Annotated in this window: 23 protein-coding genes, 1 tRNA gene and 1 pseudogene; 18 read left to right on the top strand and 7 right to left on the bottom strand. The window is 46.5% G+C overall.

Translation table 11 applies throughout. The features are described 5' to 3' along the window. Nucleotides 1-687 precede the first annotated feature (687 nt). On the bottom strand, nt 688-3,657 hold the full coding sequence (locus KS4_RS14055; RefSeq protein WP_145079408.1) for a P-loop NTPase fold protein: 2,970 nt from the start codon (nt 3,655-3,657) through the stop codon (nt 688-690). A gap of 212 nt (nt 3,658-3,869) precedes the next feature. Between KS4_RS14055 and KS4_RS14050 the strand changes: the two genes are divergently transcribed. The 5 genes and pseudogenes from KS4_RS14050 to KS4_RS18185 form a co-directional block, all read left to right on the top strand. Then, on the top strand, nt 3,870-4,757 hold the full coding sequence (locus KS4_RS14050) for a sigma factor-like helix-turn-helix DNA-binding protein (protein ID WP_145079405.1): 888 nt from the start codon (nt 3,870-3,872) through the stop codon (nt 4,755-4,757). A gap of 150 nt (nt 4,758-4,907) precedes the next feature. Beyond that, on the top strand, nt 4,908-5,222 hold the full coding sequence (locus KS4_RS14045) for a helix-turn-helix transcriptional regulator (protein WP_145079402.1): 315 nt from the start codon (nt 4,908-4,910) through the stop codon (nt 5,220-5,222). Beyond that, entirely contained in the window at nt 5,219-6,142 is a 924-nt protein-coding gene (locus KS4_RS14040; RefSeq protein ID WP_200761283.1) for a toprim domain-containing protein, read from the top strand. Before KS4_RS14045 ends, KS4_RS14040 begins: the two co-directional genes overlap by 4 nt. Further along, nucleotides 6,139-7,581 carry a YfjI family protein gene (locus KS4_RS14035; protein ID WP_145079396.1) on the top strand — a complete coding sequence of 481 codons (1,443 nt, stop codon included), beginning with the start codon at nt 6,139-6,141 and terminating at the stop codon, nt 7,579-7,581. The genes KS4_RS14040 and KS4_RS14035 overlap by 4 nt, the downstream gene beginning before the upstream one ends. A gap of 360 nt (nt 7,582-7,941) precedes the next feature. Beyond that, nucleotides 7,942-9,117, top strand: a pseudogene (locus tag KS4_RS18185) (tyrosine-type recombinase/integrase); the annotation flags it as partial. Between the two features lie 266 nt (nt 9,118-9,383). Here KS4_RS18185 and KS4_RS14025 read toward each other — a convergent pair. Next, nucleotides 9,384-9,471 (bottom strand) — tRNA-Ser (locus tag KS4_RS14025). A 198-nt stretch (nt 9,472-9,669) separates the two neighbouring features. On the opposite strand from KS4_RS14025, the gene KS4_RS14020 reads away from it, so the two are divergent. The 6 genes from KS4_RS14020 to KS4_RS13995 all read left to right on the top strand — a co-directional run bounded on the left by KS4_RS14020 (nt 9,670) and on the right by KS4_RS13995 (nt 13,561). Further along, nucleotides 9,670-9,921 (top strand): hypothetical protein, encoded by a 252-nt coding sequence (locus KS4_RS14020; protein WP_145079393.1) that lies wholly within the window; start codon nt 9,670-9,672, stop codon nt 9,919-9,921. An 84-nt stretch (nt 9,922-10,005) separates the two neighbouring features. Then, on the top strand, nt 10,006-10,389 hold the full coding sequence (locus KS4_RS14015) for a rhodanese-like domain-containing protein (protein WP_145079390.1): 384 nt from the start codon (nt 10,006-10,008) through the stop codon (nt 10,387-10,389). Nucleotides 10,390-10,483: 94 nt separating this feature from the next. Next, nucleotides 10,484-10,789: a hypothetical protein gene (locus tag KS4_RS14010; RefSeq protein WP_145079387.1), complete on the top strand. Its 306-nt coding sequence runs from the start codon at nt 10,484-10,486 to the stop codon at nt 10,787-10,789. A gap of 110 nt (nt 10,790-10,899) precedes the next feature. Further along, on the top strand, nt 10,900-11,586 hold the full coding sequence (locus KS4_RS14005) for an ATP-dependent Clp protease proteolytic subunit (protein ID WP_200761282.1): 687 nt from the start codon (nt 10,900-10,902) through the stop codon (nt 11,584-11,586). A 145-nt stretch (nt 11,587-11,731) separates the two neighbouring features. After that, on the top strand, nt 11,732-12,745 hold the full coding sequence (locus tag KS4_RS14000) for an NAD-dependent epimerase/dehydratase family protein (RefSeq protein ID WP_145079382.1): 1,014 nt from the start codon (nt 11,732-11,734) through the stop codon (nt 12,743-12,745). A 237-nt stretch (nt 12,746-12,982) separates the two neighbouring features. Next, nucleotides 12,983-13,561, top strand: a complete 579-nt coding sequence (locus KS4_RS13995) for a hypothetical protein (RefSeq protein WP_145079379.1) — start codon at nt 12,983-12,985, stop codon at nt 13,559-13,561. Nucleotides 13,562-13,631: 70 nt separating this feature from the next. Here KS4_RS13995 and gpmI read toward each other — a convergent pair whose 3' ends face one another. After that, nucleotides 13,632-15,257: a 2,3-bisphosphoglycerate-independent phosphoglycerate mutase gene (gpmI, locus tag KS4_RS13990; RefSeq protein WP_145079375.1), complete on the bottom strand. Its 1,626-nt coding sequence runs from the start codon at nt 15,255-15,257 to the stop codon at nt 13,632-13,634. A 251-nt stretch (nt 15,258-15,508) separates the two neighbouring features. After that, entirely contained in the window at nt 15,509-15,877 is a 369-nt protein-coding gene (locus KS4_RS13985) for a hypothetical protein (RefSeq protein WP_145079372.1), read from the bottom strand. A gap of 27 nt (nt 15,878-15,904) precedes the next feature. On the opposite strand from KS4_RS13985, the gene KS4_RS13980 reads away from it, so the two are divergent. Both KS4_RS13980 and KS4_RS13975 read left to right on the top strand, forming a co-directional pair. After that, nucleotides 15,905-16,246, top strand: a complete 342-nt coding sequence (locus tag KS4_RS13980) for a hypothetical protein (protein ID WP_145079367.1) — start codon at nt 15,905-15,907, stop codon at nt 16,244-16,246. A 176-nt stretch (nt 16,247-16,422) separates the two neighbouring features. Then, the gene (locus tag KS4_RS13975; RefSeq protein ID WP_200761281.1) at nt 16,423-16,794 is read left to right on the top strand and encodes a DUF3568 family protein; all 372 of its coding nucleotides are present in this window, start codon (nt 16,423-16,425) and stop codon (nt 16,792-16,794) included. 326 nt (nt 16,795-17,120) lie between these two features. Here the strand turns inward: KS4_RS13975 and plsY are convergent, their stop codons facing one another. Continuing rightward, complete coding sequence (gene plsY, locus KS4_RS13970) at nt 17,121-17,819, bottom strand: glycerol-3-phosphate 1-O-acyltransferase PlsY (protein ID WP_200761280.1); 699 nt, start codon at nt 17,817-17,819, stop codon at nt 17,121-17,123. 200 nt (nt 17,820-18,019) lie between these two features. On the opposite strand from plsY, the gene KS4_RS13965 reads away from it, so the two are divergent. The 4 genes from KS4_RS13965 to bioB all read left to right on the top strand — a co-directional run bounded on the left by KS4_RS13965 (nt 18,020) and on the right by bioB (nt 20,593). Next, nucleotides 18,020-18,211 (top strand): hypothetical protein, encoded by a 192-nt coding sequence (locus tag KS4_RS13965; RefSeq protein ID WP_145079361.1) that lies wholly within the window; start codon nt 18,020-18,022, stop codon nt 18,209-18,211. Between the two features lie 154 nt (nt 18,212-18,365). Then, nucleotides 18,366-18,665 carry a hypothetical protein gene (locus KS4_RS13960; protein WP_145079358.1) on the top strand — a complete coding sequence of 100 codons (300 nt, stop codon included), beginning with the start codon at nt 18,366-18,368 and terminating at the stop codon, nt 18,663-18,665. A 38-nt stretch (nt 18,666-18,703) separates the two neighbouring features. Next, nucleotides 18,704-19,057, top strand: a complete 354-nt coding sequence (locus tag KS4_RS13955; protein WP_145079355.1) for a hypothetical protein — start codon at nt 18,704-18,706, stop codon at nt 19,055-19,057. A gap of 294 nt (nt 19,058-19,351) precedes the next feature. Next, a complete protein-coding gene (gene bioB, locus KS4_RS13950; RefSeq protein WP_200761279.1) occupies nt 19,352-20,593 on the top strand; it encodes a biotin synthase BioB in 1,242 nt (413 codons plus the stop codon). A gap of 87 nt (nt 20,594-20,680) precedes the next feature. On the opposite strand, the gene KS4_RS13945 is transcribed toward bioB, so the two are convergent. Next, a complete protein-coding gene (locus tag KS4_RS13945) occupies nt 20,681-21,346 on the bottom strand; it encodes a PEP-CTERM sorting domain-containing protein (RefSeq protein ID WP_145079349.1) in 666 nt (221 codons plus the stop codon). Between the two features lie 144 nt (nt 21,347-21,490). Then, nucleotides 21,491-21,814: a hypothetical protein gene (locus KS4_RS13940; protein WP_200761278.1), complete on the bottom strand. Its 324-nt coding sequence runs from the start codon at nt 21,812-21,814 to the stop codon at nt 21,491-21,493. A gap of 412 nt (nt 21,815-22,226) precedes the next feature. On the opposite strand from KS4_RS13940, the gene KS4_RS13935 reads away from it, so the two are divergent. Next, the gene (locus KS4_RS13935; protein WP_145079346.1) at nt 22,227-23,183 is read left to right on the top strand and encodes a hypothetical protein; all 957 of its coding nucleotides are present in this window, start codon (nt 22,227-22,229) and stop codon (nt 23,181-23,183) included. Nucleotides 23,184-23,450 lie beyond the last annotated feature (267 nt).

Below are 23,450 nucleotides of genomic sequence, written 5' to 3'. Positions count from 1 at the left end.
ATCAGGATGCATTATTACATTAGTTGGTTTAATACAAATGATACGAAGTAAAAAAAAGAGGAAGAGGGGATGAAGGAGAAGGAGAAGAAATGGTGTTGGGAACTTTTTTCGGGGATTACATAAAATCATTTTAAGAGAAGGGGCAGGGATCATAAGTTTGGCAGTGAGTGGCGGTAACTGTGTGAGGCAATTCGTTTGATCAAAGAATACTATGCGAGTTAGTTGACTGACATGTAAGCAAATTGCATTAAAAAGATTAGGTGATGACCGTGTTTTGGTGTTGCACGCACAAAACTGTTCGAAGGCTCATAAGTCCTCATTTTTGACAATCCAACTTGCCGTTTCTTGACCGTTACGTGAATTAGAAAAGCTCGCTTCAGTTTTGTGGTTAAAAACTTACGAGCTTGGAAAGCTGAGAGGGAGGGATTCGAACCCTCGGTAGGCACAAGACCTACACTGGTTTTCGAAACCTCGAACCAAAAATCGTAAGTGCTTTATTAGCAGAAGATAAAAGCAATGACGATAACGGTTGTCCGGATGTTTGTCCGGAGGCTATTTGTGCGCTTTTCGAACACCCAGATTTAGCGAGGATTGCGGAGAAGTGGGATGAGTTGCCGCCAAGTGTGAGGATGGGGGTATTGGCAATTATTGAGGGTGTAAATAATCGAGAGTGATTGAATCGGAAAATTATAACGCACCCTTGCTTCGCCATAGGCTAAGCTCAGATATCGCATTCTCATAAAAACGCTTCAGTTCTTTGTCACTAAACTGAGTATGAGTGAGTTGATAATTTAATCTGGCAATAATTATATCGAGAATTGCTAAACGGTCATTTACTTGCGGTATTAATTGTGTGACAAAGTTAAAGTCAATTGTGTAACTTAAATAGTTATCATGTATCCCGCGGTTGTACATATTATGCTCAGCAGTTTTTGTATCGAATAACATCGCTGCTATATATGGTGCCGATTCTTTTGGATGATTGTCGATAAGCAATTGAAGGGCTTGATATAGTTCAGAGTAATTAATGGTTTGAGAATATTGAACAAAGCTTTTTAGACAAAAAATATTTATCAGAGTATTCTTCGGTAGAGCATCGAATAGTATGTCGTAACCATGCTTACCGTCGGTAAGCATACTGGATGCCCATGAATTGATGGCGGTGTTGACAACAGAATCAACATCTGTTGGATTTAAAATATCCTCATGCTCATTGATCCATAATAGGTGTACTGCAAGTGATAAGTTGCTGCTCTTTTCTTTATTTACAGAGGTAATATACCAGGTGAATACATCATCTACAGATCGTTGTTTATCCTTCAAAGCAATTTCAAGGATTTGATAAATGCTAGTAGATTGATTGAAGTGTATGCCATGATCTTTCTTTGTCAGTGCATATTTGTAGATACTTTTTAGAAGTTTACGCAATTTTTTACACCCGAGTATGCATTCAGGATTTGGATTATGTGCATGTTTGTGCAGATGTATGAATTTAGATAAATAATGGTTGTCGCTAAATAATTTTTCAGGTAGTTCTTGATGTTCTTTGTCGTTTTGCCAGTTTGAAACGCCGTGAAGAATCTCTTGATCTGTTAGATGCTTATCTTGTGTTGGATATGACTCAAAAAGGCGATGCCAATAGATATCAGTTTGTCGTCCGCATTTAGTTTTTTGCGCTGTAGAATCTAATCCGTTACTTCGTATTTCCCCTCGATTGCTATACAATCCAGTAAAGTGAGATATGATCTCAATTACATGAGTGCGGTCATTTTGATCGATTGTTTTTAAAAGAAGATTAAGCTCAGTCTTGCTTTTATTAATTTTGTTAGAGGTTTCTTTTTCTTCTTCTTTATTTTTCATGTGTTCCGCAGGCGAATAATTATTACATTTTATACGATCAATAAAATCTACGGCTTGCGGATAAGTAGTTCGCAAGGTTTCTACTATAAGTAATTCATCAAAATTAACTTCACCGCGTAGTTTCTTTAACTCTTTGTCTTTCCCCCAAGCAGAGAGTGTTTGGTTGAGCGTATTTGTAAGTCGTCTTGGATTGCATAGTAAGGGGATTACATGCGTCCATACGGAATCATAATCGTATTTGCTAGAATTTTCTTCTGTCATGTGATGGGATTGAGATGGGACTAGATTCTTTATTCTGTTGATTTCATTTTCCGTTATATCTGGAAACAGGATATTGTTTGTTAATGCAGTTTGCAGGCAACGATAACGAAATGCTTGCAATATGGCTCCAGTTAATTCAGCATCAATACTCAATAGCTTGATTCTTGTTTTACAAAGGCGATTTACATCAAATGCAGACTGACTGATTGATATAATAAAATTGAAATGAGAGCATTCGTTTAGATGATCCATCATAGCTTGTAAGTCAAGATGCTGTTTTCTGAGTTGTGAATCAGATAATTCGGCGCGATCAATATCTTCAATGACAAAGATAATTTGTCGGTTAATTGCTTGTAATGCATGATTGATGTTTTTTAATATATTTTCAGGATCTTTGTGAGTGCGAAGCAATGCCGCGAGCGATTGTAGCCAGCTAACACTAGTAGCGTTGACAGCTTGGACGTAATGCTCTGCTAAACGTGAAAATCCAATCGTATCCATATGCATTCGAAGTTTGCTTATTGCCGCATCAAGCATGTGATGCGTGAGAGTTTCAGGCTCAATACCCCATGTTTTAATTGGAATATAAAATGCGAGAGGATAATGTGTAGGGTTATCAGTGTATTGTTCCGTATCCTTGAGTTTGTCGTATTTACGTTTGTAAACATTTTTCGCCATTTCGATTACCGAACTTTTGCCAGAACCAAAAGGGCCAATGAGGCCGATAGCTGCTCCTTGTTTGTTTGAGAGATTAATTGGTTGAGCGAATACATTGGCTATTTGTTTGGCAGTACGTCGTGCACCGAATTTGTCGTTTTCGGGTATTGTGATGGGACGAGTATCATTGAACCACGATTTCATTTCTTGCCATGCCTTATCGTTAACTGTGAGTTGGGCGAGTAGTTCGTGTGGCGAGATGTTAGTTAAATCATGATCCTGATCATGTGGATCTTCGTTGTTTTTTGAATGTAGGTAACGGTTGTGCCAAATACCTGCCATGAAAGTAGCTGGTAGTGCAATTAATATGGAAAGAACAATCCAATCAATATGCACGAATGCGTGATACTGAGGGCCGGCTAGTCGGGATTGCCGGGCGATTAACACGACAATGAGAACCAAAATGATTGCAAATATTATACTGGGATACTGGCCGAAATTACCAAACTTACGAAATGCACCGTGATGATGTAGATAGAGAATTGCTAGTGTAATGATTGGTATTGCGAAAATATCTGCCCATGTAAGGATGCTAATGCCAATGGCGTGGTGCAAAAATTGAGTGTGCAATATGAAACCAACAGAAAGCCGTTCAAGATGCGGGAGCGTAAAGATGCAAATGCTTGCTGCGACGCAACTCAGAAGAAAGATATCTACCCAGCGGTGAACGTAACGTCTGTGTTGGCGATTTTCTTTAAGTGTTTCTTTGTGGTAAGTCATGGTCATTGCCCAAGTTGTTGCTATGACTGTGAGCATGCCAAATATCAGAGCAGCGTTGCCATGCATTGCATATTTAGTAGCCAAGGTCAAATGATTCATATGAAAATTGCCTGCGGAATGTATAGATATACAGTTTGGATGAACCGTGTAGGTTTATAAAATAGCAGGCAATTAGCTGAGCGGGAAGTTGAAAATGAATCACCAGTTAATGCGGAGTAATAAGTGGATAAGCCGAGCAAAGCGGTAAACAAATGTGTACATTAGAGATACAACGGTGAAATATATCAACTCTATAGATGTAAGGCAGTGAGATGGATTTAAGTGAAATGATCGGTGCATTTGATGATGCAGATCGCATATGGGGTGGGCGTGAAACCGAGTTAGGTTTCATTTTTACAGGCTCATTAGATGAAAAATTCAATATCTACTATGAAATGCGATTGATGGAAGAACATAAATTGTTTTCGCATCATATCGAGCCGTTTGAAGGGCGTGATGGCGTTGGTAAAACAAGTTACTGCAGGTTTAGATTAAGCGGGAAATCACCAAATTTCTGGGAGCAGTATATCGCATTGAGTGCGAAGGCTGTGAAAGCGGTTGGTGATGTAGAGGTAGATTCAGTTCGGTATGTCGAGGAGCCGCCTGTAGTTGTGCTGTGGACTACATTCTTGATATCTGAATTGATGGAACGTAACAGTCCAATGATTGTTGTAGAACCTAGTAAATATGGTGGTTATGCAACGGGTGTTGTCAAAATGCCGTTGCTTGCTTCGAAGTGGTTACTACAACAACTACACGCAGAATGTGAAGAAACAAAACCAAAGAAACGTAGGAAACGCAGCCAGCGTAAAGGGGTTGTTGACGCTAATCTTACAGAAAAACAAGCAGAAGCATTTTGGATGGTTCAGGACTGCAATGGAAATATTGCCGAAGCAGCAAGAAGATTAGGTAAAGATCGAAAAACGATTGAACAGCATTACAAGAGAGCATGTGAGATATTAGGTAAGAAGGCCGTCAGCCATATAGAGAAGCAAAATTTGCCGCATGATCAAAGAGGGCAAGCAATGATTGCCTCTAATGATTTGGGGCCAGCCTATACAGGGCCTAAGAATAATATTGGTGCATATAGAGACGAACGATCACCTGATTCAGAATCAGATTCTGATTGGGATTCGGATACTAGTGAAGATTGGGATTAAAAAGGGGTGTTTTTCGGGGGTAGCGTGGTGGTAGTAAACGGGGTACCCCCATACTTTTCTTATGTAAGTATAAGTGTTTATTTAGTAGGTGTATATGAGTTTTGAGGGGGTAGTTTAACTTGCGCAGATACACCGATTTCGCGTTAGTACATGAAAGATAATAGTACTTCATGTAATAACGTAGAGGGTGAAGCATCGGTTGAGAACCGCGATGTTTACTCCACTGGAAATGGTTCTCAAAACACTTCAAAATCACTTGCTTTACTTCTTAGGGCAGAGCAGGTGGCTGAATTTCTGAATATCAGTGTGGCGCATGTTTATCGCATGCGTAATGCTGGCAAGTTACCGAAGCCTGTTAAGTTGGGGGGTGTTGTACGTTGGCGGCTAGATGAGTTGAAGCAATGGGTTGCGGCAGGTATGCCAAACATGCTTCGTTGGAATCAGATGCGGGGAGGTGCTGCGTGAGTTATCAGCAATTCCCTTCAAGTGGATCGGATCTGGTGCGGGTTGGGCGAGGTCATCCTTGCCCGATCTGCGGCAAGCCGGATTGGTGTAGCGTTAGCAATGATGGGCAAGTTTGTATTTGCATGCGTGTTAGTGAAGGCTGCGTGCTGGAAACAAGAAACAACGGTTTCCTACATAAGCTCACCCCCCGCACTGACACTGACACAACCCCCTCCTGTAGCTTTGCAAGTCGGCGATATGTGAAGCCATACGTTGAGCCTATATCTGAGATTGATCCGATTCAATGGAAAAACTTCACTCAGCTTTATCACCTAAAAGCCAAAGAGATCGGGCTTTATAAGTTGAGCGATAATCTAGGCGTAAGCGTACAGAGCTTGGAGCAGCTAGAAGCTGGCTGGAACACTAAGCAGGTAGCGTGGACGTTTCCGATGATGCACGATTCAGCTTCATATAGTGGTATTCGGCTGCGTAACGATCACGGTAAAAAATGGGCTATCAAAGGCAGCAAGCAGGGATTGTTTATTCCTAAGCAGCTACGCAGTGCAGAAGAGCCAGTGCAAACGCTGCTTATAGCTGAGGGGCCAAGCGATACCGCCGCATTGCTTGATATGGGGGCTAACGCAATAGGCAGGCCAAGCTGCCGTGGCTGCGAAAAGCAGCTTTTTACTTATATAAAGGAGCTAAAGCCAGCTCAGCTTGTGATTGCGAGTGATCAGGATGAGCCGGGGCAGCTAGGGGCAGCAGCCCTAGCTAAGCAACTAGCTAGCCATGGCTATGCTACACTTGTGATTCAGCCGCCAGCAGGGCATAAAGATATGCGTGCATGGCTACGCGCGGGGGCTGCAGCTAGCGATTTAGCTAATCTAATCAGCGTTAAGCCTATGCAGCGCGTTGCTGTAGCGCTAGGTGGTGCAGCATGAGCCAGCTGTATTTACCTAGCGTAAGCGTAGCAATACCGCAACAGTACAAGGCGTTTCCTACCTACGCGCTGTCTGAATCTGTAGCGCAGTACGTAGAGCAAGCGGCGCAGTCTATAGGCTGTGATGATGCTTACGTAGCCATGCCTCTAATCAGCGCTTTGGCTGCTGCTGTCGGTAATACGCAGCGTATACAGCTAAAAAGCGATTGGCGTGAGCCTTGCATTATCTGGACGGCAGTGATTGGCGAATCAGGTACGCATAAAACGCCAGCGCAGCGTATCGCGCTGCAATACCTGCAAAAGATGCAGCGCACAGCTAACGAAGAATTCGAGATCCAGCAGGAAACACATGAAGCGGAGCTGCTTGATTATGAAGATCGTTATAAAGCGTGGCGCAAAAGCAAGAACAGTGAGCAGCCTACAAAGCCGCAAGCTCCGCAACTGCGCCGCTTCTTGTGTAACGATATCACAATTGAAGCATTGGCAAGCAGGTTGCAAGACAACCCACGCGGGATTTTAGTTACGCGCGATGAGCTTGCAGGGTTCTTTGAATCCATGAATGCGTATAAACAGGGTAGCGGCGATGTTGCGCAATATCTTGAGATGTTTCAAGGGAATCCTTTGCAGGTGGATCGTAAATCAGGCAACACGCCAGTGGTTTATGTCCCCAGAGCTTCGATCTGTATTACAGGCGGGATTCAACCCGATGCAATGCGTCGTGCATTAGGTAGAAAGAATATCGAGAACGGCTTAGCGGCAAGATTTTTGATGGCGAACCCGCCACGTAAAGCGAAGAGTTGGACAGATACAAATGTAGATCCAATATTGCAGCAGCGTATAGATCGGATCTTTGAGGGATTACTTAGTTTGCAGTTTGCTGCAGATGATGAACCGATCAATTGGCCATTAGATGCTGAAACGCAGCAGATCTGGATTAACTTCTACAACGATCACAATCAGCAACAAGCAAACTTGGCGGGTGATCTTGCTGCTGCATGGTCGAAACTCGAAGCATATGCGGCGAGGTTGGCTTTATTGGTTCATATGATCCGTCTTACTGATGGTGATTGCTCTGCAAATCCGGAATGTATTGACTCGCTCAGTATGATTCAGGCGATTGAGTTGATTGGTTGGTTCTGCGAAGAAACAAAGCGTGTTTATGGCATGTTGCGAGAGGATGAATCGAGCCGCGAGTATCGGCAGATTATCGAGTTGGTGCAGAAGAAAGGCGGCAGAATAACGCCGCGCGATCTAATGCGGTCGGGGCCTTGTTACAAAAGTGTGGACGAAGCCAAGCAGAAACTTGATGCGTTGGTATTAGCTGGAATCGGTGAATGGGCGAGTTCACCCACCACCCAGCAAGGCGGCAGACCGACACAGCAATTCGTGTTGAAAGGCGATACTGACACTGACGAAACGGGTGAGGTCCAGCGTGAATAACACCAATAATTTAGTTCCGGGGGAGGGGGGATAGGTTGTGTCAGTGTCAGTAGAGGTTAAGGCGTAAGTTTGTAGGTTTTAGAGTTAGTTTAGGCGGTTTTAAACCAGAAACAGTTTCGAAATACGGTTAGTAAATACTGGCTGATAGTTTCGGTTTCTGGGATAATAAACAGGTTTAGAAACGGGTTATTAAGCTGAAATACTAGTTAATACCCCTTTTAAAACCCTTAAACCAGTTTCTAAAACCGGTTTTAAGTAAACAGTAAAGCAAAACAGGAAATAGAAAGTGTTTTAGAAACCGGTTTCGGTTTCGAGAAAACTGGTTTTTAGTATTTCCGGAAAAGGGTTTAGTGGATTTAGATGAGATTATTTAAACGTAAGTATAAAGATAAAGTAACGGGTGAAACTCAAGAAACCCGTAAGTGGTATGTGGAGTTCAACGATCATAATCAGATCGTGAGGCGATGGGCGGTTGATTCAGATAAAGCGGTTGCAAATGAGATCATGCGTAAGCTGCAGAAGATTATTAATTGCAGGATAACGGGTATGCCGTTAGATCCGACTTTGCATGAATGGTTGGAAACTGCTCCGAAGCCATTGCGTGAGAAGATGATGGAGCTAGATCTACTTGAGTCGAAATATATGGCTCATACAGATTTACTTCTCAATCATGTTGATGACTTTGAGACTTCGTTGAAAGCAAAGGGTAACACTGAAGATTATGTTGTGACGAAAGTAAATCGGATAAAGATTTTGGTTCGAGGTTGCAGGTTCACGACATGGGGTGATATTTCAGCGACGAAGATCGAAGCCTTTTTATATGAGCAGCGGCAAGGTAAAAATAAGAGGCAAGGGATAAGCATTCGAACTTCAAATTTTTACGTGCAAGCTATCAAGCAATTTTGTAATTGGATGGCGCAGAATAACCGAGCAAATCAATCGCCGGTTGAGCATCTAGCCACGCTGAATGCAGATATCGATTGCAGGCGTAAACGGCGTGCATTGAGTGTTGAGGAAATGCAGAACTTACTGAATGCAACACTAAGAGGTGAAACAAAGCAAGGCCGAATGTTTAGAGGAAGGCCAGCTTGGAGAATGACAGGCGTAGAGCGTGCAATTCTATACCGCTTAGCGATGGAAACGGGTTTTCGTTCATCGGAGTTACGTAGTCTGACGAAGAATTCGATTGTTTTCGATGACGATGAAGCTCATGTGGTTGTAGAAGCTGGTTACAGTAAGCGAAGGCGAGAAGATCGCCAGCCTCTAAAACCGGAAACTGCGGGGTTACTTCGTGAGTATGCGAGTACACGATTAGACGATGAACCGTTGTTTGATATGCCGAGATCCGAACATGTGGTTCGTTTCCTGTTGAAGCCAGATCTTAAAGCGGCGGGGATTGAATACAAAGACGCGCAAGGCAGATACGCAGATTTTCATGCGCTTCGGTATTCGTTTATCACGCATGTCGGACGAGGTGGCGCACATCTGAAAACAACGCAAGATCTTGCGAGGCATTCAACACCAACCTTAACAGGTAAGTACACAACTGGCTTTTCAGAGGATCAAATGTCTGCGATTCGAGCATTTCCGGATCTGCAGTTTGAGAGCGTAAAACCAGTGCCGCAAAACAGGCCGCTCGACGGACAACAAATCTGTTGTCCGCCTAGTTGTCCGGAATCGGTACGAAAACATGACCATTCTGGCGATAATATGCGAAAATCAGGTTCCAGTGAGGAGCCTGAACCGCGCATTAAAAAAGCCCGTTTAAGTCTTGCAGATCAAGAACTTACGAGCTTGGGAAGCGGAGAGGGAGGGATTCGAACCCTCGGTAGGCACAAGTCCTACACTGGTTTTCGAAACCAGCACCTTCAGCCGCTCGGTCACCTCTCCTGCGGCTAAATCAGCCAATTTGTAGCCTTTGAGTGTAGATTATTCCCCTTGGTCAGGCAACTCAATCCGCTGCCAAACGCTGTGATTGGGGATTAACGGGCTAATTCGCCATATCTGGCTAGTGTTAACTTTCCAACCCCTCATTTTTCAGCTATGTTAAGCCAATTCTTTCCCCTTCCAAGACATCGGAGCTGCACCATGAGTCAAACCGCTACCGCATACAAAGTCGGCCAACGTGTCGCAGTTACCCAGCAGATCCCACGTCTGCAGGCAACTTGGAATACGACCGTAGAAGGGACTGTTGAGAGTTTCGAGCAGCGCAAGACCGGGTCATGGTATGCAGGTGCGAAGGATGATAGGCTTTGGTTGGATCGTCTGGTGATTCGTAAAGATGATGGTGAAATTGTGGTCTGTAATCTTGATCAGTTCACGCGTGTCGAAGTTAAATAAAATCGAATCCCTCTTTCCCTCCCCTCCCATCCCACACCCTCAGAAATGAATGAACGAGGGGATGATCATCGTGTTGCCTGTGTTATGTCGCGATCAATTGAGCTAGATAATGATGGTTTGCCAATTGGCTACCCATTTCAGAGTGAATGGGAAGTGACGCCGCGCGCGGTGAAGGAGATGATTGATGGGGCAGCAGAGTTTTTGTTTCTTGATTGCCGATTGCCGCATGAATATGAAGCGGCGCATGTACTGAACACAACGCTTATTCCGATGCAAGAGTTGGCGGCTCGGGTCGAAGAAATTCGAGACTACGAAGATGCGTGTGTTGTGGTTATGTGTCATGCGGGCCAACGATCATTGATGGTGACAGATTACCTTCGTCAGCAGGGTTTTGAGGATGTGAAATCTCTGGCTGGTGGGATTGATCTTTGGTCGCTTGCAATTGATCCATCAATTCCTCGTTACTGATCGTCTCAAATCAATTACAATCAGATAAATCTTTCCTGGCTGATTGACGTCTCAATAATCAGCAAGTGGCAAATATTTATCAGGACGAAATACCATGCAAAAAATAAGCATCAGTCTGCTCGCATCTGCGATTGTATTAGTTTTAACCGCGGTTTCAGTCGCTCAATGGGGCGATTTTGATAAAGAAAAAGTGGATCGACGGTCGGTAGATGCAGACACGATCACGACGGGTGAGTTGGAGTATTTGGTGATTGATGACAAGGAGTATCGGCCGGGCGATTTTGGCGGGGCTTGGCGGGTTGCGGTGTATAAGGATTTTGTGAAGATCACAAAGAGCCCGAATAAAAGTGCGGCCGTGATTATTCCGATGCAGAACCTCAAGTACCTTGTGCTTGATTAACGATCAGTGTTTATAGGCGCGTATATGTTGTGTTGCGTCTATATGCCCAAATACCTGCTATGGTGGTTGGTATTTGATTTGGCTGATAACAACGTCTTGGGGATATGCAGTTGTTTACATCCGCCTTGTCAGGTTTTATACGTGTTATCGTTGTGATTGTGGGATTGTTATTGGCCTTGGGGTGTGAAACAACCTCACGAGCTGTTAACTACTCGAACATTGATCAGATGATTGAGGCAGGTTATCCCAATGTTGATGTCGACCTGAATTCACCGCTGCTGAAAAACAGAAAGATCATCTTAACGACCGATCTTAATGCGACATCGGCACGTGATGTTATCACGAAGCTGATTTATCTTGATCAGTTGGATTCATCGAAACCTATCGATTTTTTTATCAACACCAACGGTGGGGATCTTGATGTTGCGCTTGCGATTATTCAGACCTATCGACAAATTAAGGCTCCGGTGAATACGCATGCGTTAGTGGATGTGAAGTCGGGTGGTGTGTTGCTTGTGGCGGCGGGGACAGGCAGGCGTATCGCCTATCCGTCTTCGCTCTTTACCGTTCATGGAGGCGTTGCTTCTTCTGGCACGCCACTCCAGTACAAGCAAAAAGCGCTTGCGATTTATGAACGTGAAATGCTTACTACGATGAATCTACCTCGGGAATGGTTTCCTCTGCAGGGGCAAGTCTTTCATACGATGACGGCGAGTGAGGCGTTGGAATACATGGTGGTGGATCTGATTGCTGCCCCGGAGCGTCCGTTGCGTTCGCAGTTAACCGAAGGCTCATGAGAATGCGACTTTTTTGCCGTTTTTAACGATTATGACGTCCTTATAACCATTCAGTTTTGACTTGCATGCGGCTTCATTGGACATATTTCGGTGATGTGCGATCATATAGGCTTCAAGATCAAACAACACACGGAGCGATCCACGTATGGCAATCATCAACTGGCAGGAACAGCACGGCGATTTCTTTAAAGGTTCAAAAGTCGTCGTGACAGGCGGGGCAGGGTTTATTGGCTCGCATATTACTGAGGCGCTGATTGACCTGGGCGCAAGCGTCACCGTTATTGACGATCTCTCGGGTGGTGATGTTGCTAACTTTGATACATTCAAAGATCGTGCTGGGACTCGGCTCACCTTTGTGGAAGCGTCTATTCTCGACAATGACGCACTTACTAAAGCGGTTGATGGAGCTCGTTATGTGATGCACCAGGCTGCGCTTGGATCTGTACCACGATCAATTGAACAACCTGTTCTCTATCACCAGGTCAATACGACAGGCACGTTGAACGTGCTTGAAGCGGCACGCCATGCAGGTGTTGAACGTGTAACCTTTGCGGCATCATCATCTGCTTACGGTGACTCTGAAACTTTGCCGAAAATCGAATCGATGCCTGTCTGGGCAAAATCACCTTATGCAGCGAATAAGGCGGCTTGTGAAGCATTGATGCGGGCCTATGCCGATTCCTACGGCCTCGATACCGCATCATTACGCTACTTCAATATCTTCGGCCCACGCCAGAATGCGAACTCTGCGTACGCTGCTGTTATTGCTGCATTCGCAAAATCAATCATCGCAAACGAAACGCCTAAAATCTTCGGCGATGGCGAACAGTCACGCGACTTTACTTTTGTTGACAACGCGGTTCATGCCAACCTGCTTGCTGCTCGTTCAGAGAAAACGGTCGGTGGTAAAGTCTTTAACGTGGCATGTGGTAAGCGTATTACAGTCAATGAGCTTGCAGTACACATGGCTGAGATGATGGGTAAGCCGAATCTGACACCTGAGCATCTTCCCGAAAGAGCTGGTGATGTGAAGCATTCGCTCGCTGATCTCACAGCGATTGAGGACGCGATCAACTATACGTCGCTCATCGATTTTGAGACCGGCCTTAAGCCCACGGTTGATTGGTATATCGAAGACCTCACTCAATCAGCGGTCTGAGAGTAATACATAGAATGACTTATCAAGCCTCGCGTATCGCGAGGCTTTTTTATGTATGTTTCCCACTTACATAACCCCTACAGACCCACTGTGAGGTTATTCAATTCGTCATTATCCTCGCCAAATTGCAGCTTTTGCTGTACGGTGAGCAATAACCATCCGATACTTAACATCGCTCAAGGACTATGCGTAAACCCTTGCTATGCTTTTCTTTGCACCTAAAAGGCATATCATTCAATGATGGCTTCAACACCGACCTCCACACAATCAGCTCAGAATTATGAGCCCCCACAAAATACGCAGTTCTCCGTCTTTCTCGACAACAAAGTCGGCAAGCTCAATCATCTTATAGGTATTATGAAAGCCCCGGCTCTCACGCTTGCTGGTTTTTCAGTGGTTGATGCGGCGGATCATGCGGTTGTCCGAATCTTGACCTCACGAGCAACTCTCGCAAAACGCATCCTTGAACAGAATGATCTCGCATTTTCACATCATGATGTTCTTGTTGTTGAGCTTTCAAATAATACGACACTACAGGATATTTGTAACGCATTGCTTACTGCTGAGGTCAATATTCAATATGCTTACCCGCTTCTCGTGCGTCCTCGCAATTGCCCTGCGATCGTGATCCATACCGATGACATCACTTTCGCAACACACTTTCTTCGCAAACGTTTGTTCACGCTGCTAGGCGAAAACGATTTAGGCGAGAACGCATCCCAAAACACGACCGATGATACGCCCGACTCTCCATCATCTTCGACAGAGCTGCCGCCAACTGATGATCTTGATGACGATTTTCCTACACGCAGCTAGTTTGATTCTCATGTAATAAAAAAAGCCCACACATGAAGCATGGGCTTTGATATTCGATTCTATTGCCAAATTAGAACAAACTTACGCCCGTCATCTCGGCTGGCTGATCAAGCTTCATCATCTTCAGTACAGTCGGGAAGATGTCAGCGAGTTTGCCATCGTCAACAAGTTTCGTGTTTTTGGTTAAGTCTGGATCAACCAAGATACACTCAACGTCATATAGCGTGTGAGCTGTGTGCGGAGCATCGGTATCAGGGTTGAACATTTGCTCAGCATTTCCGTGGTCAGCAGTGACGATCAGCTTGCCACCGCGTGCGAGGACCGCATCAACAATCTCGCCGACACATTGATCAACAGTTTCAACAGCTTTGATTGCTGCATCAAGCTTGCCGGTGTGGCCGACCATATCACCGTTCGCAAAGTTTACGAGGATAAAGTCTTCACAGTCTTCAGCATTCACACGGCCGAGCACGATGTCCCTGATTTCATAGGCTGACATCTCAGGCTGCAAGTCATAGGTTGCAACCTTTGGAGATTGTGCCATCTGGCGGCCCTCGCCGGGGAATGGCTCTTCGCGGTAATCATTTGCGAAGAACGTGACGTGTGGGAATTTTTCAGTTTCAGCGCAGCGGAACTGAGTTTTGCCGAGTTTCGACAAGTATTCGCCGCCGATGTTGATCATCTTTGGTGGCTTCAGGTAAGCGACACCTAGGTTAGGCCATCCAATGAAGCTTTCGTCGTAAGCAGTCATGCAAACATACTGAATATCCAGTTGCTTGCGTTCGAAACCTTTTGCTCCACTTTCAGGTGAAGGCAATACGTTACCAAAGAAGTCTGGTTGCATGAATGCTCGTGTGATTTCACGAGGTCTATCGCCACGATAGTTGTAGAAGATCACGCTATCGCCGTCTTTGATACGTGTTGCAGACGCATCGCCTACGGTGCGAGGCATGATGAATTCATCACCATTCTGTGAGTCGTTCGTTGGATTGTCGTAGTAGTTTTGAGCAGCAGAGATGGCATCATCAAAGTTAGGCACAACCTTGCCGTCAACCTCGCCGGTTGTCAGCAGATCGTAAGCCATTTTGACACGTTCCCAGCGATTATCTCTATCCATCGCATAGTAGCGGCCAATGATGCTGGCGATGCTGCCGACACCAAGCTCCGCACATTTTGCAACAATCTGTTCAATGTAGCCCTTGCCAGTGTACGGACCAGTGTCGCGGCCATCACAGAAGAGGTGGATCGCAACTTTCTCTTGCCCAAGTTTTTTACAAAGTTCAATGCAAGCGTACAGGTGAGTCAGCATGCCGTGAACACCAGCATCTGATGCAATGCCGAGCAGGTGAACATAGCCGCCCTTAGCTTTAGCAGATTTAACCGCCTTCACCATCGCTTCGTTATCAAAGAAATCACCGTCACGGATCGACTTTGTGATTCGCACACTCTCTTGGTTCACAATGCGTCCAGCACCAATATTTTGATGCCCGACTTCACTGTTGCCCATGGTGCCGTCGTTTAGCCCGACCATCTCGCCGCTCGTATGAATTAGCGTCCACGGATACTTGTTCAAAAGCTCAGCACCACGCGGCGTCTTCGCTAGCTTGATCGCATTAAATGCATCATGCTCAGGATTTGGGTTGTCTCCCCAGCCATCACGAACAATTACCACAACCGGTTTCGGACTATCTGACACGGTTTTATTCCTTTCTCACAGGGCGATAATCGCCCAGCTGTAAATTATATTTTTTGCCATTTTTACGGGGTTGCAATACAGATCAATGCTGTCATAAACCATATGAGTGATTGGGTTTATCAAACTATTGATCGACACATTTTATGCGGGCTCACCGTTCAAAATCGCCCTAAAAGGACAACTCTGACCGCAAATATTGTAGTTGATTGAACTGGTACTGTCATACCCACTGCTATGTTTCGTCCTATCCCTCACGCCTCCACATCCGCACTTTCCACTTGTACCTGTTCTCGCCTCCATTTACGATTCTGTCTATGTCCAAGCCCCTCCCTGTAAATGCCAGTTGCCCCCAGTGCAAATATCGCCTCAGAGGCCTCGCTTTCCCCGGCAAGTGCCCCGAGTGTGGTAAACCTTTCACTAACGACCTGTTCGTTGGCTATGAAAACGATGAGCGTTCTGAAACTCGCACCAAACTCAACCGGATCGATCGCATCGCCACATTCTGTATCCTTGCGCTCTTCTTGATCGTCTTGGTCTTCATGTTTCTCTACTATGCTTTCGCTTAATCCCTCGCCATTTTGAAATTTTTCCCGATCCACACCGTCTAACCTCTTAGACATCCTTAACCTTTTTCCTTTGTTTATGCCATGACTGACAGCTCTACGGAAAACTGTGAAAACTGCGATTACGAATTACTAGGCCTCCCCGCTCAGGGCTCTTGTCCTGAATGTGGCCACTTCTATAACAAACTCACAGGCAAAGGTATCGCAAATTCCAAACGCAATAGCGTGCAAAAATTCGACCGGCTCATGCTCCGCGCTCGCACCATCGCGCTCGCGTCCATCGCAGTTATCATCATGCTTATCGGGGTCATCCTCTCCTTTAATTCCCCTACCCCGGGCATTCCCTTGTTCGTGTCCGGTATCATCGCATTCGTCTTTCTGCTCGCGACGGTACTCTCATTTCTGAGCGAAAAAACAGCGAAATAATCGGACCTTCTATCTGGCCGCAACTATTCGACTCCCGCTTTTTAGGCAATGCGGAAAAGATGGAAAATTTTTTTCAACATTAGGTACAGGACACCTCACTTCAGGTCGATATGATCCCTGTGAGTTGGCTGGAATATGTATCAAAAAGCCGAGCTGTTTTTAAAGGAGTAATCAATATGAAAACAATTAGAACAGCATTCTATCTCACACTCGTCGTTGGTTTGTTCTCAGCGTTGGTCGCATGTCAGACCGAACAACCCAATGTCACTAATTCCTTTGGCACAATTTCTGGTTTCGTAGATGCCGACCCAAGCGATGTCGCAGACGCAACCACCAAAGCCTTACAGGAAAAGGGTTACAGCGAAATCAAGAAGACAGAAACAGATAACGCTGTCCGCATGGTTGCACGCAACCAAGACGATACCAAGATCGATATTACAATTACCAAACATGGTAACAACGTTTCCAAACTTGAGATCCATTACGGCGCGTTTGGTAACGAAACGAAAAGCATCGAACTCTACGACACAATCCAAAAATCGATGTAATCACTATGAATTTAGTGCGGGAAAGGTGGCCTGTCTGTCACGAGTTGCTTGACTTAACGGATTAAGGAATGCAGCTCGGGAGCAACGACAGATACGCAAACAGATCCAAGGCTTGCTCTGTTTGCACCCTCGTTCACGGATGAACAATTTTTTCGGGAAGACACCGTGCCATGCTCCACGCCCTGTCTGAGTTAACACTCGGGCAGGGCATTTTTAATTCGTAAGGTTGCACATTCAAACCAGCCCTTGAGCCGGCGCGCAATATCATCAACAAAAAAAGCAGCCGCAAATGACGGTTGCCTTTTTTATGGTCATTTAAAACCAGACTAATTGTCGGAGAGAGTTTTTAATTTCTTCCCCTTCAGTCCCCAGCCCACTTTGTTCTCTTCCCCCGCTTTGAGTCGCGTGATGTTGCTTCGATGCTTGATGATCACTGCCCCTGCCAACGCGCCAGTCAGCAACCCGAACACCATCGCGTTTTGCCAACTGCCACCAAACGCAAAGGTCAGCCCAATACTCACCGCAGGCAGTAGACCCGCAGCCAACACAGAGGCAAGTGAGACATACGCCGTCATATTCACCACAACTAACCACGTGATTGCAGCAATCAGACCAGCCACTGTGAGTATCGGCCAGAATCCCAATAGCACGCCCAAGCCCGTTGCCACGCCCTTGCCGCCTTTGAATCGAAGCCACACCGGGAACATATGTCCGCATACCGCCACGACCGCGATGCCAAGCCACATCAGCTGTGCTAACACACTCAAATCCTCACCGCCGCTCAATCCACTCCAAATGCCATAGCCCAGCACCGGAACGCACCCCTTCAGCACATCCAGCAGAAAACATAGAATCCCCCATTTTTTACCCAGCACCCGTCCTGTATTTGTCGCGCCAATGTTCTTCGACCCATGCTCGCGCACGTCCACACCCTTCAGCCGCCCAATCAGCAGCCCAAACGGCACAGAGCCGCACAAATAACCGCCGATCAGCCAAATAATCCAGTACATCGTTTCTTCACTCATCATCCCCACATCCTACCCCCTTTCTAGCGAACCCGATAGCCCGCAATCCCCTCTCACGCCCTCATATCCCCCTTCTTGACCTATTCTTAACGCGCTTTAACCCCCATTCGTCTCATCGCCCCCTCGCTCACGCAATCTTTCCGCCACTTGTACCCCATCTTGCGTTTACACAGCCCCTCTCAAACTTTATCATGGCACCTATGAATCTCACTAAAATCATGACGTTGTTTGCCGCACTTTTCATGACCGCCTCACCCGCGCTCGCTCAAAGCGTTAAGCTCGGCAAAGCCCCGCAAGGACAGATGTGGCTCTACATCCTCATCGCCCTCTTCATGACCGGCCTCATCGTCGCGGGATCCTTCCTCTGGTCAAAACGCGGTCACCACGATTAATCCCCCCCCCTCACTACCCCCTCAGCAACCCACACGCGCACCACAACTCCACCTACCGCAATCCCTCGCCGCTGACCGATAAGACATACATTAACGAAATCCGGATCGGCCATGCCTGTCCGAATCCCTAACTTCATTACCAAGGGAGAGTCTGATGAATAGACGATCTTTGGCTGCCCTGATCATCCTGAACACACTACTCATCGTCGCCATCGTCATGGCTTCGTTCACCGCTCAACCAACCGTTGCCCAATCCTTTGGATCTGACGGCGAAAACTACACCATGCTTTCAGGACCCATTCAAGGCCGCTCACAAAACGACGGTATCTACATTATCGACGTTCAAAAAGGCAACGTCATCGCCGCTTACTTCGACGGTTCAAGCAAGAAATTCGTCGTCATCAAGGGCACCAACGTTCCTGCTGACCTTCGAAAAGAAGAAACTCGCCGCTAATTATTTAAAAAATATAACCCCTTCATGGGAGATTCAATATGAACCGCACGCAACTTGCATGCTACACACTCCTCGCCTCCACATTCATCCTCACCGCGATCCTCGTCGTTGTGCTCACCAATTCTTCAGCTTTCCAAAACACAGCCGAAGCAGATGTCTCAATCACCAAGCGCAACGTCACATACCTCACCGCTCAAATCCGCAACGGTGAAGACGGCCTTTTTGTCCTCGACGGGCCCACCGGTAAACTCGCCATCTACCGCACCGATTCGCAACGTAAAAACATCGAGCTCTTGCACCGTGAAGACGTCAACGAACTCTTCGCACAAGCCATGCAAGGCCGCGAGTCTACCGATGATGCCGACACCCCACGTCGTCGTCGTTCACGCTAAGATTATTCGCCGAATCATTCGTCCTGTGTTGTCTTGCATCGCATGAATCTATTGGAACAGCATCGGTATCCATCGCTGTACCTACGCTTCATGCCCCATGCACGAACAATCTATAAATCCCCCGGGTTTTGTTTGATAGTTTCAGATTCCAAGCAAGCACGCACCCCGCTCACACCTCTCATCGCTCAATAACTCATGCCCCGCTTGTTTCGCCGCCGCATTAGTGATGCAGCCGCGCCGACTGAACCTCAACACAAACCCTTTTTTATTACCAAAGAAAGCGAGCCACCCACAATGATTCGCCAATCAGATACGGGTCTCAATCAATTCATCATGGACACCGCATTGCAAGTCCTCTCCGGCACACCCGCCACCAGAGAACAAGCCATGCAACTCACACAAATCCCTGATACAGATCTCCACGATCTCTTCTTCTGGGCAAACAAGATCAAACAGAAATTCGTCGGCCCGCACGTCAAATTCTGCTCCATCGTTGCAGGCAAAGTTGGCGCCTGCCCTGAAGACTGCACCTACTGCTCACAATCCAAGCTTTATCAAACACACGTAACGCCCGACAAAATGTCCGTCGAGGATATGGAAGAGGCTGCCCGCGAAGCCGCCAAGAACGGCGCCAACGCATTCGGCATCGTCAACTCCGGTCGTGGTCCAACCGACGCCGAACTCGATTGGATGGAACCCTTCTTCCGCAATACATCAGAAGGCAAGAACGGCAAGATCAACCCTTGTGCAACCCTTGGCATCGCCACCAAAGAACAAGCCGAACGCCTTCACGACATGGGCGTAAAACGCATCAATCACAATCTCGAAACCTCTCGTCGCCAGTTCCACAAAGTCACCTCAACCCACTCTTACCAAGACCGTGTTGACGCCATCAAAACCTACAAAGACGCTGGCATGCACATCTGTGCCGGCGGCATCTTCGGCATGGGCGAGCAGTGGGAAGACCGCATCGACATGGCCATCGAACTCCGTGACCTCAAAGTCGACACCGTCCCCGTCAACTTCCTCTACGCAATCCCCGGCACAAAGCTCCACGGCACAATCGAAGAACTTCCGCCCATGGAGTGTCTCAAGATCATCGCCATCTATCGCTTCCTCCTCCACGACGCTTCCATCAAGCTCGCTGGCGGCCGCGAAAAAATCCTTCGCGACACACAAGCACTCGCATTCTTCTGCGGCGCCTCGTCATTCCTCATCGGTAACTACCTCACGACCTTCGGCCGCACCCCACAAGCCGACCACCAACTCCTCAAAGATCTCGGCCTCAAATACACCGACGACACAGGCAACGTCTACGAACCAGACCCCATTAACGCCACAGTTCTTGCCCCCGGTGCAGATTCTGCACCCGGCAAGCCCGAAATGATGTCACGCCGTGACGGTTCCATTATGGCCCTCTCTGTCCTAAACTCCGGCGAAATGCCCAAAGAGCCCATCAACCGATCCGCTGCAGGCCTCGCCGCCGCAGCTGCCGCATCAGGGCAGGGCATCGGCGGTACTGGTTGCTGCTCATAATCAGCCAACACACATAAACAACCAAACAAAAAGCCTCGTACAACGCGAGGCTTTTTTACTATTCATTTCATTCAGTTTTCTTATCACTTATCGTGTGGATCGTCGTTTTCGTAGTAGAACCAACCCCATCGCTACCATCGCAACACTCCCCGGCTCAGGTACTTCTACAATCTCCCACGAATCAATCGCATACACCAACGTATTAAACGCCGTACTGAAATACGCGATCCCGCCCTCAGCGTTCGTCATCGTCGCGCCGCTCGGAAAATCCGCCGGGTTAATATCAGACGTATACGTCGATGGCTCAAACCCAAACCCAATCGCATCTGTTTGCAGCGTTGCCTCATTCAACAGCGACACCGACCAGATATCTATCTCTGTAGGCGAGCCGCCATCTTTCACATTGATCATCGTAGTCGTGTAATTCGTGTTAAACTGATACTGCGTCCCATCAATCGTATACACATAGCTCTCCACCACGTCCTTATAAAACCACCCCGTGCCTGGCGACGCCCCTTGCTCAGGTGAAACCCCCTCGTAATCAACCATAATATCTACGGTTACTTTGTTGTTCGCATCATTCGTATCAAACGAAACCAACGGCAAGATGTGATCCAACATCCCGTGAGGATTGAATGATGAAATGAAATGCCCCTGCGCACGATAATGAATGACCGCAGCATCAGCCCGATCAGCCATCCCAGTTAAAAGCATAAGCGTAATCATTAAAAATAATGACAGTTTGAATTTCATAATAGTCTTCCGAAATCGTATAAGAGAGATGATCCAATGAAAGTGATTCGATCGTTAAGACGCTTAGCTTTTTAGTTTGATCTAAATCATTTCCAATATCGGATGATTTTCAGATATTCATTACATTTCCACTCGCGAATTCCCTTAATACGATCGCGTTTCGATAAACTCGATCGGTGCCCCATTCTCTTCGATAAAAGCGACTATCAATCCATCGCTCGGCGACGTCGGCTCGATAATCACATGCTTCCCCTGTATCGCCTCCGCCACACTCTCAACCTCAAACGCAACGTGTGGCACACTCTTCACCAACTCAGGCAACTCACACTCCTCCTCGAAATACATCCATTCGATCTTGTACTCACTTTCCTCATAACCGCACACCCACATCTTCAAATCATCCAGTCGTCGCATCCCGTCCTTCTTCTCATCCGTAGGTAATCCTAGGTGATGATATCTCAACATCATTTGTCCTTTCCATAATACTTGCAATACATCATATGCCTCAATCCTAGTCATATCATCTATTCAATAATTTGATCTCCCTACTTCTTTATTGTTCAAAAAACATCGCGCCAATATTCTGCTGATCATCGTATGTGCTGACATGGAACAATCGCACAGATTAAATCCTGCATCGTTAACGCGATCCCCTCATGCCCGTAAGCAATTGACGCTGTAGCCTCTCAATGATCTTTAAAGCTCCGTACCATAGCCGCGTACAAGTTTGGTATCACTCCCAAATTCTTCTGCTAAGCTCGCACCCACGCCGCAATAATAACCTTGTCTTATCACGCAAAACTCACTTATCATATAAATATGCAAGTTGTACGATGGCCTACGTCTCATGCTCGAATATTTTCACAAACGTCCAATACCCATGAATAATCCAACCATTCCGACCACTCAGCTCACGTCCGATCGTGAAGTTGACTCCGAAATTCCATGCCATCATTGTGGCTACAACCTCTACTCCGCCCATATCGACGCCGCTTGTCCCGAGTGCGGCACGCCCGTCGAACAATCACTCGATATCGCTACGTACCCCCTCAAAAACTCCCGCTTAAACAAACGATTCTTCTCTGGCCTCATCCTCAACGCAATCACAAACACCATCTGCCTTATCGTTCTGTTGCCTTTCATCTTGGTGCAAGCTGCCAGCATGATCTCTTATGCCATGACGGAACAGTATAATCGTAATTTAGATCCATTCCTTAAAGCTTATCAGTATGTACTAGAGGGAAGTAACTTCATTAATTATCTTCTCATCGCAATCGCATTCTTCCTCTATACACCAAAGATACAAAGATTTGACCACTATTCACGAGATAGACGTGTTTATAGCATAATCATGGCCATCGCCATCCCCCTCATTTATGTCGCAATGATTTTTATGCTCTTTCGATTCTGGATATCCCGTTCGTATCCGAATTTATCATTCGGGTCTTTTAATATCCATCAAATCATCACAGCAATCTATTACGTTGCCGCGTTCCCATCACTTTTGATCCCGTTCGCGACTGCATGGTGGGGCCGTCGATTAGCCAGCATCACTCATGCTCCAAAACTCAAATCAGCTTTTCAGATCACCGCCTTGGCCGCATTGCTATACACGTTGGTAACCGTTCTCTTCTGGTGTGGCTCCTCTATTTGGCAGGTTCAATCATTGCGTGCCTATATGATCTATACGTTCTTCTTTATCATCACCTATGTCCTCTACAGTATCTACGCACTTTTGCTCACCATCTCTAGCTGCCTACTCGCGATTGTTTTCCGCAAGCAGCGCAACACACTCAATCACGCCGCGCCGCCTTCCCTCTCCCACATCAACAACTAATCCTCCCTCCTCTCCTCTCTCATCCCTTTCTTCGTTCCTTTTTTGTTGTACAACATCCATTGCCTAAAATATCCCCATCCCTCCCCCCAATCCTCTCCCCCATCCTCTCCCCGGTCATCTTACGCCTTATAGCCTTGCATCCTTCTCCCCCGCTATCCATTCTTACTTGATACCTCTGATTATGGCTGCCCGGTTGCACGTACGTAATAGCTATCGCATCCGATGTTTCAACAATCTGCGCGCACAAAAGCGTAGTTCACATCCAAA

Origin of the sequence: Poriferisphaera corsica, assembly GCF_007747445.1 — a bacterium.
Lineage (GTDB): Bacteria > Planctomycetota > Phycisphaerae > Phycisphaerales > Phycisphaeraceae > Poriferisphaera > Poriferisphaera corsica.
Note: the sequence above shows the minus strand (reverse complement) of the source record. Positions and strands in the feature narration are given on the sequence as shown.

Coding starts and splice junctions, on each gene's coding strand:
- KS4_RS14055 (WP_145079408.1), bottom strand. CDS start 3,657: ATGAATCATTTGACCTTGGCTACTAAATATGCAATGCATGGCAACGCT.
- KS4_RS14050 (WP_145079405.1), top strand. CDS start 3,870: ATGGATTTAAGTGAAATGATCGGTGCATTTGATGATGCAGATCGCATA.
- KS4_RS14045 (WP_145079402.1), top strand. CDS start 4,908: ATGAAAGATAATAGTACTTCATGTAATAACGTAGAGGGTGAAGCATCG.
- KS4_RS14035 (WP_145079396.1), top strand. CDS start 6,139: ATGAGCCAGCTGTATTTACCTAGCGTAAGCGTAGCAATACCGCAACAG.
- KS4_RS14020 (WP_145079393.1), top strand. CDS start 9,670: ATGAGTCAAACCGCTACCGCATACAAAGTCGGCCAACGTGTCGCAGTT.
- KS4_RS14015 (WP_145079390.1), top strand. CDS start 10,006: ATGTCGCGATCAATTGAGCTAGATAATGATGGTTTGCCAATTGGCTAC.
- KS4_RS14010 (WP_145079387.1), top strand. CDS start 10,484: ATGCAAAAAATAAGCATCAGTCTGCTCGCATCTGCGATTGTATTAGTT.
- KS4_RS14000 (WP_145079382.1), top strand. CDS start 11,732: ATGGCAATCATCAACTGGCAGGAACAGCACGGCGATTTCTTTAAAGGT.
- KS4_RS13995 (WP_145079379.1), top strand. CDS start 12,983: ATGATGGCTTCAACACCGACCTCCACACAATCAGCTCAGAATTATGAG.
- KS4_RS13985 (WP_145079372.1), bottom strand. CDS start 15,877: ATGTCTAAGAGGTTAGACGGTGTGGATCGGGAAAAATTTCAAAATGGC.
- KS4_RS13980 (WP_145079367.1), top strand. CDS start 15,905: ATGACTGACAGCTCTACGGAAAACTGTGAAAACTGCGATTACGAATTA.
- KS4_RS13975 (WP_200761281.1), top strand. CDS start 16,423: ATGAAAACAATTAGAACAGCATTCTATCTCACACTCGTCGTTGGTTTG.
- plsY (WP_200761280.1), bottom strand. CDS start 17,819: ATGAGTGAAGAAACGATGTACTGGATTATTTGGCTGATCGGCGGTTAT.
- KS4_RS13965 (WP_145079361.1), top strand. CDS start 18,020: ATGAATCTCACTAAAATCATGACGTTGTTTGCCGCACTTTTCATGACC.
- KS4_RS13960 (WP_145079358.1), top strand. CDS start 18,366: ATGAATAGACGATCTTTGGCTGCCCTGATCATCCTGAACACACTACTC.
- KS4_RS13955 (WP_145079355.1), top strand. CDS start 18,704: ATGAACCGCACGCAACTTGCATGCTACACACTCCTCGCCTCCACATTC.
- bioB (WP_200761279.1), top strand. CDS start 19,352: ATGATTCGCCAATCAGATACGGGTCTCAATCAATTCATCATGGACACC.
- KS4_RS13945 (WP_145079349.1), bottom strand. CDS start 21,346: ATGAAATTCAAACTGTCATTATTTTTAATGATTACGCTTATGCTTTTA.
- KS4_RS13940 (WP_200761278.1), bottom strand. CDS start 21,814: ATGATGTTGAGATATCATCACCTAGGATTACCTACGGATGAGAAGAAG.
- KS4_RS13935 (WP_145079346.1), top strand. CDS start 22,227: ATGAATAATCCAACCATTCCGACCACTCAGCTCACGTCCGATCGTGAA.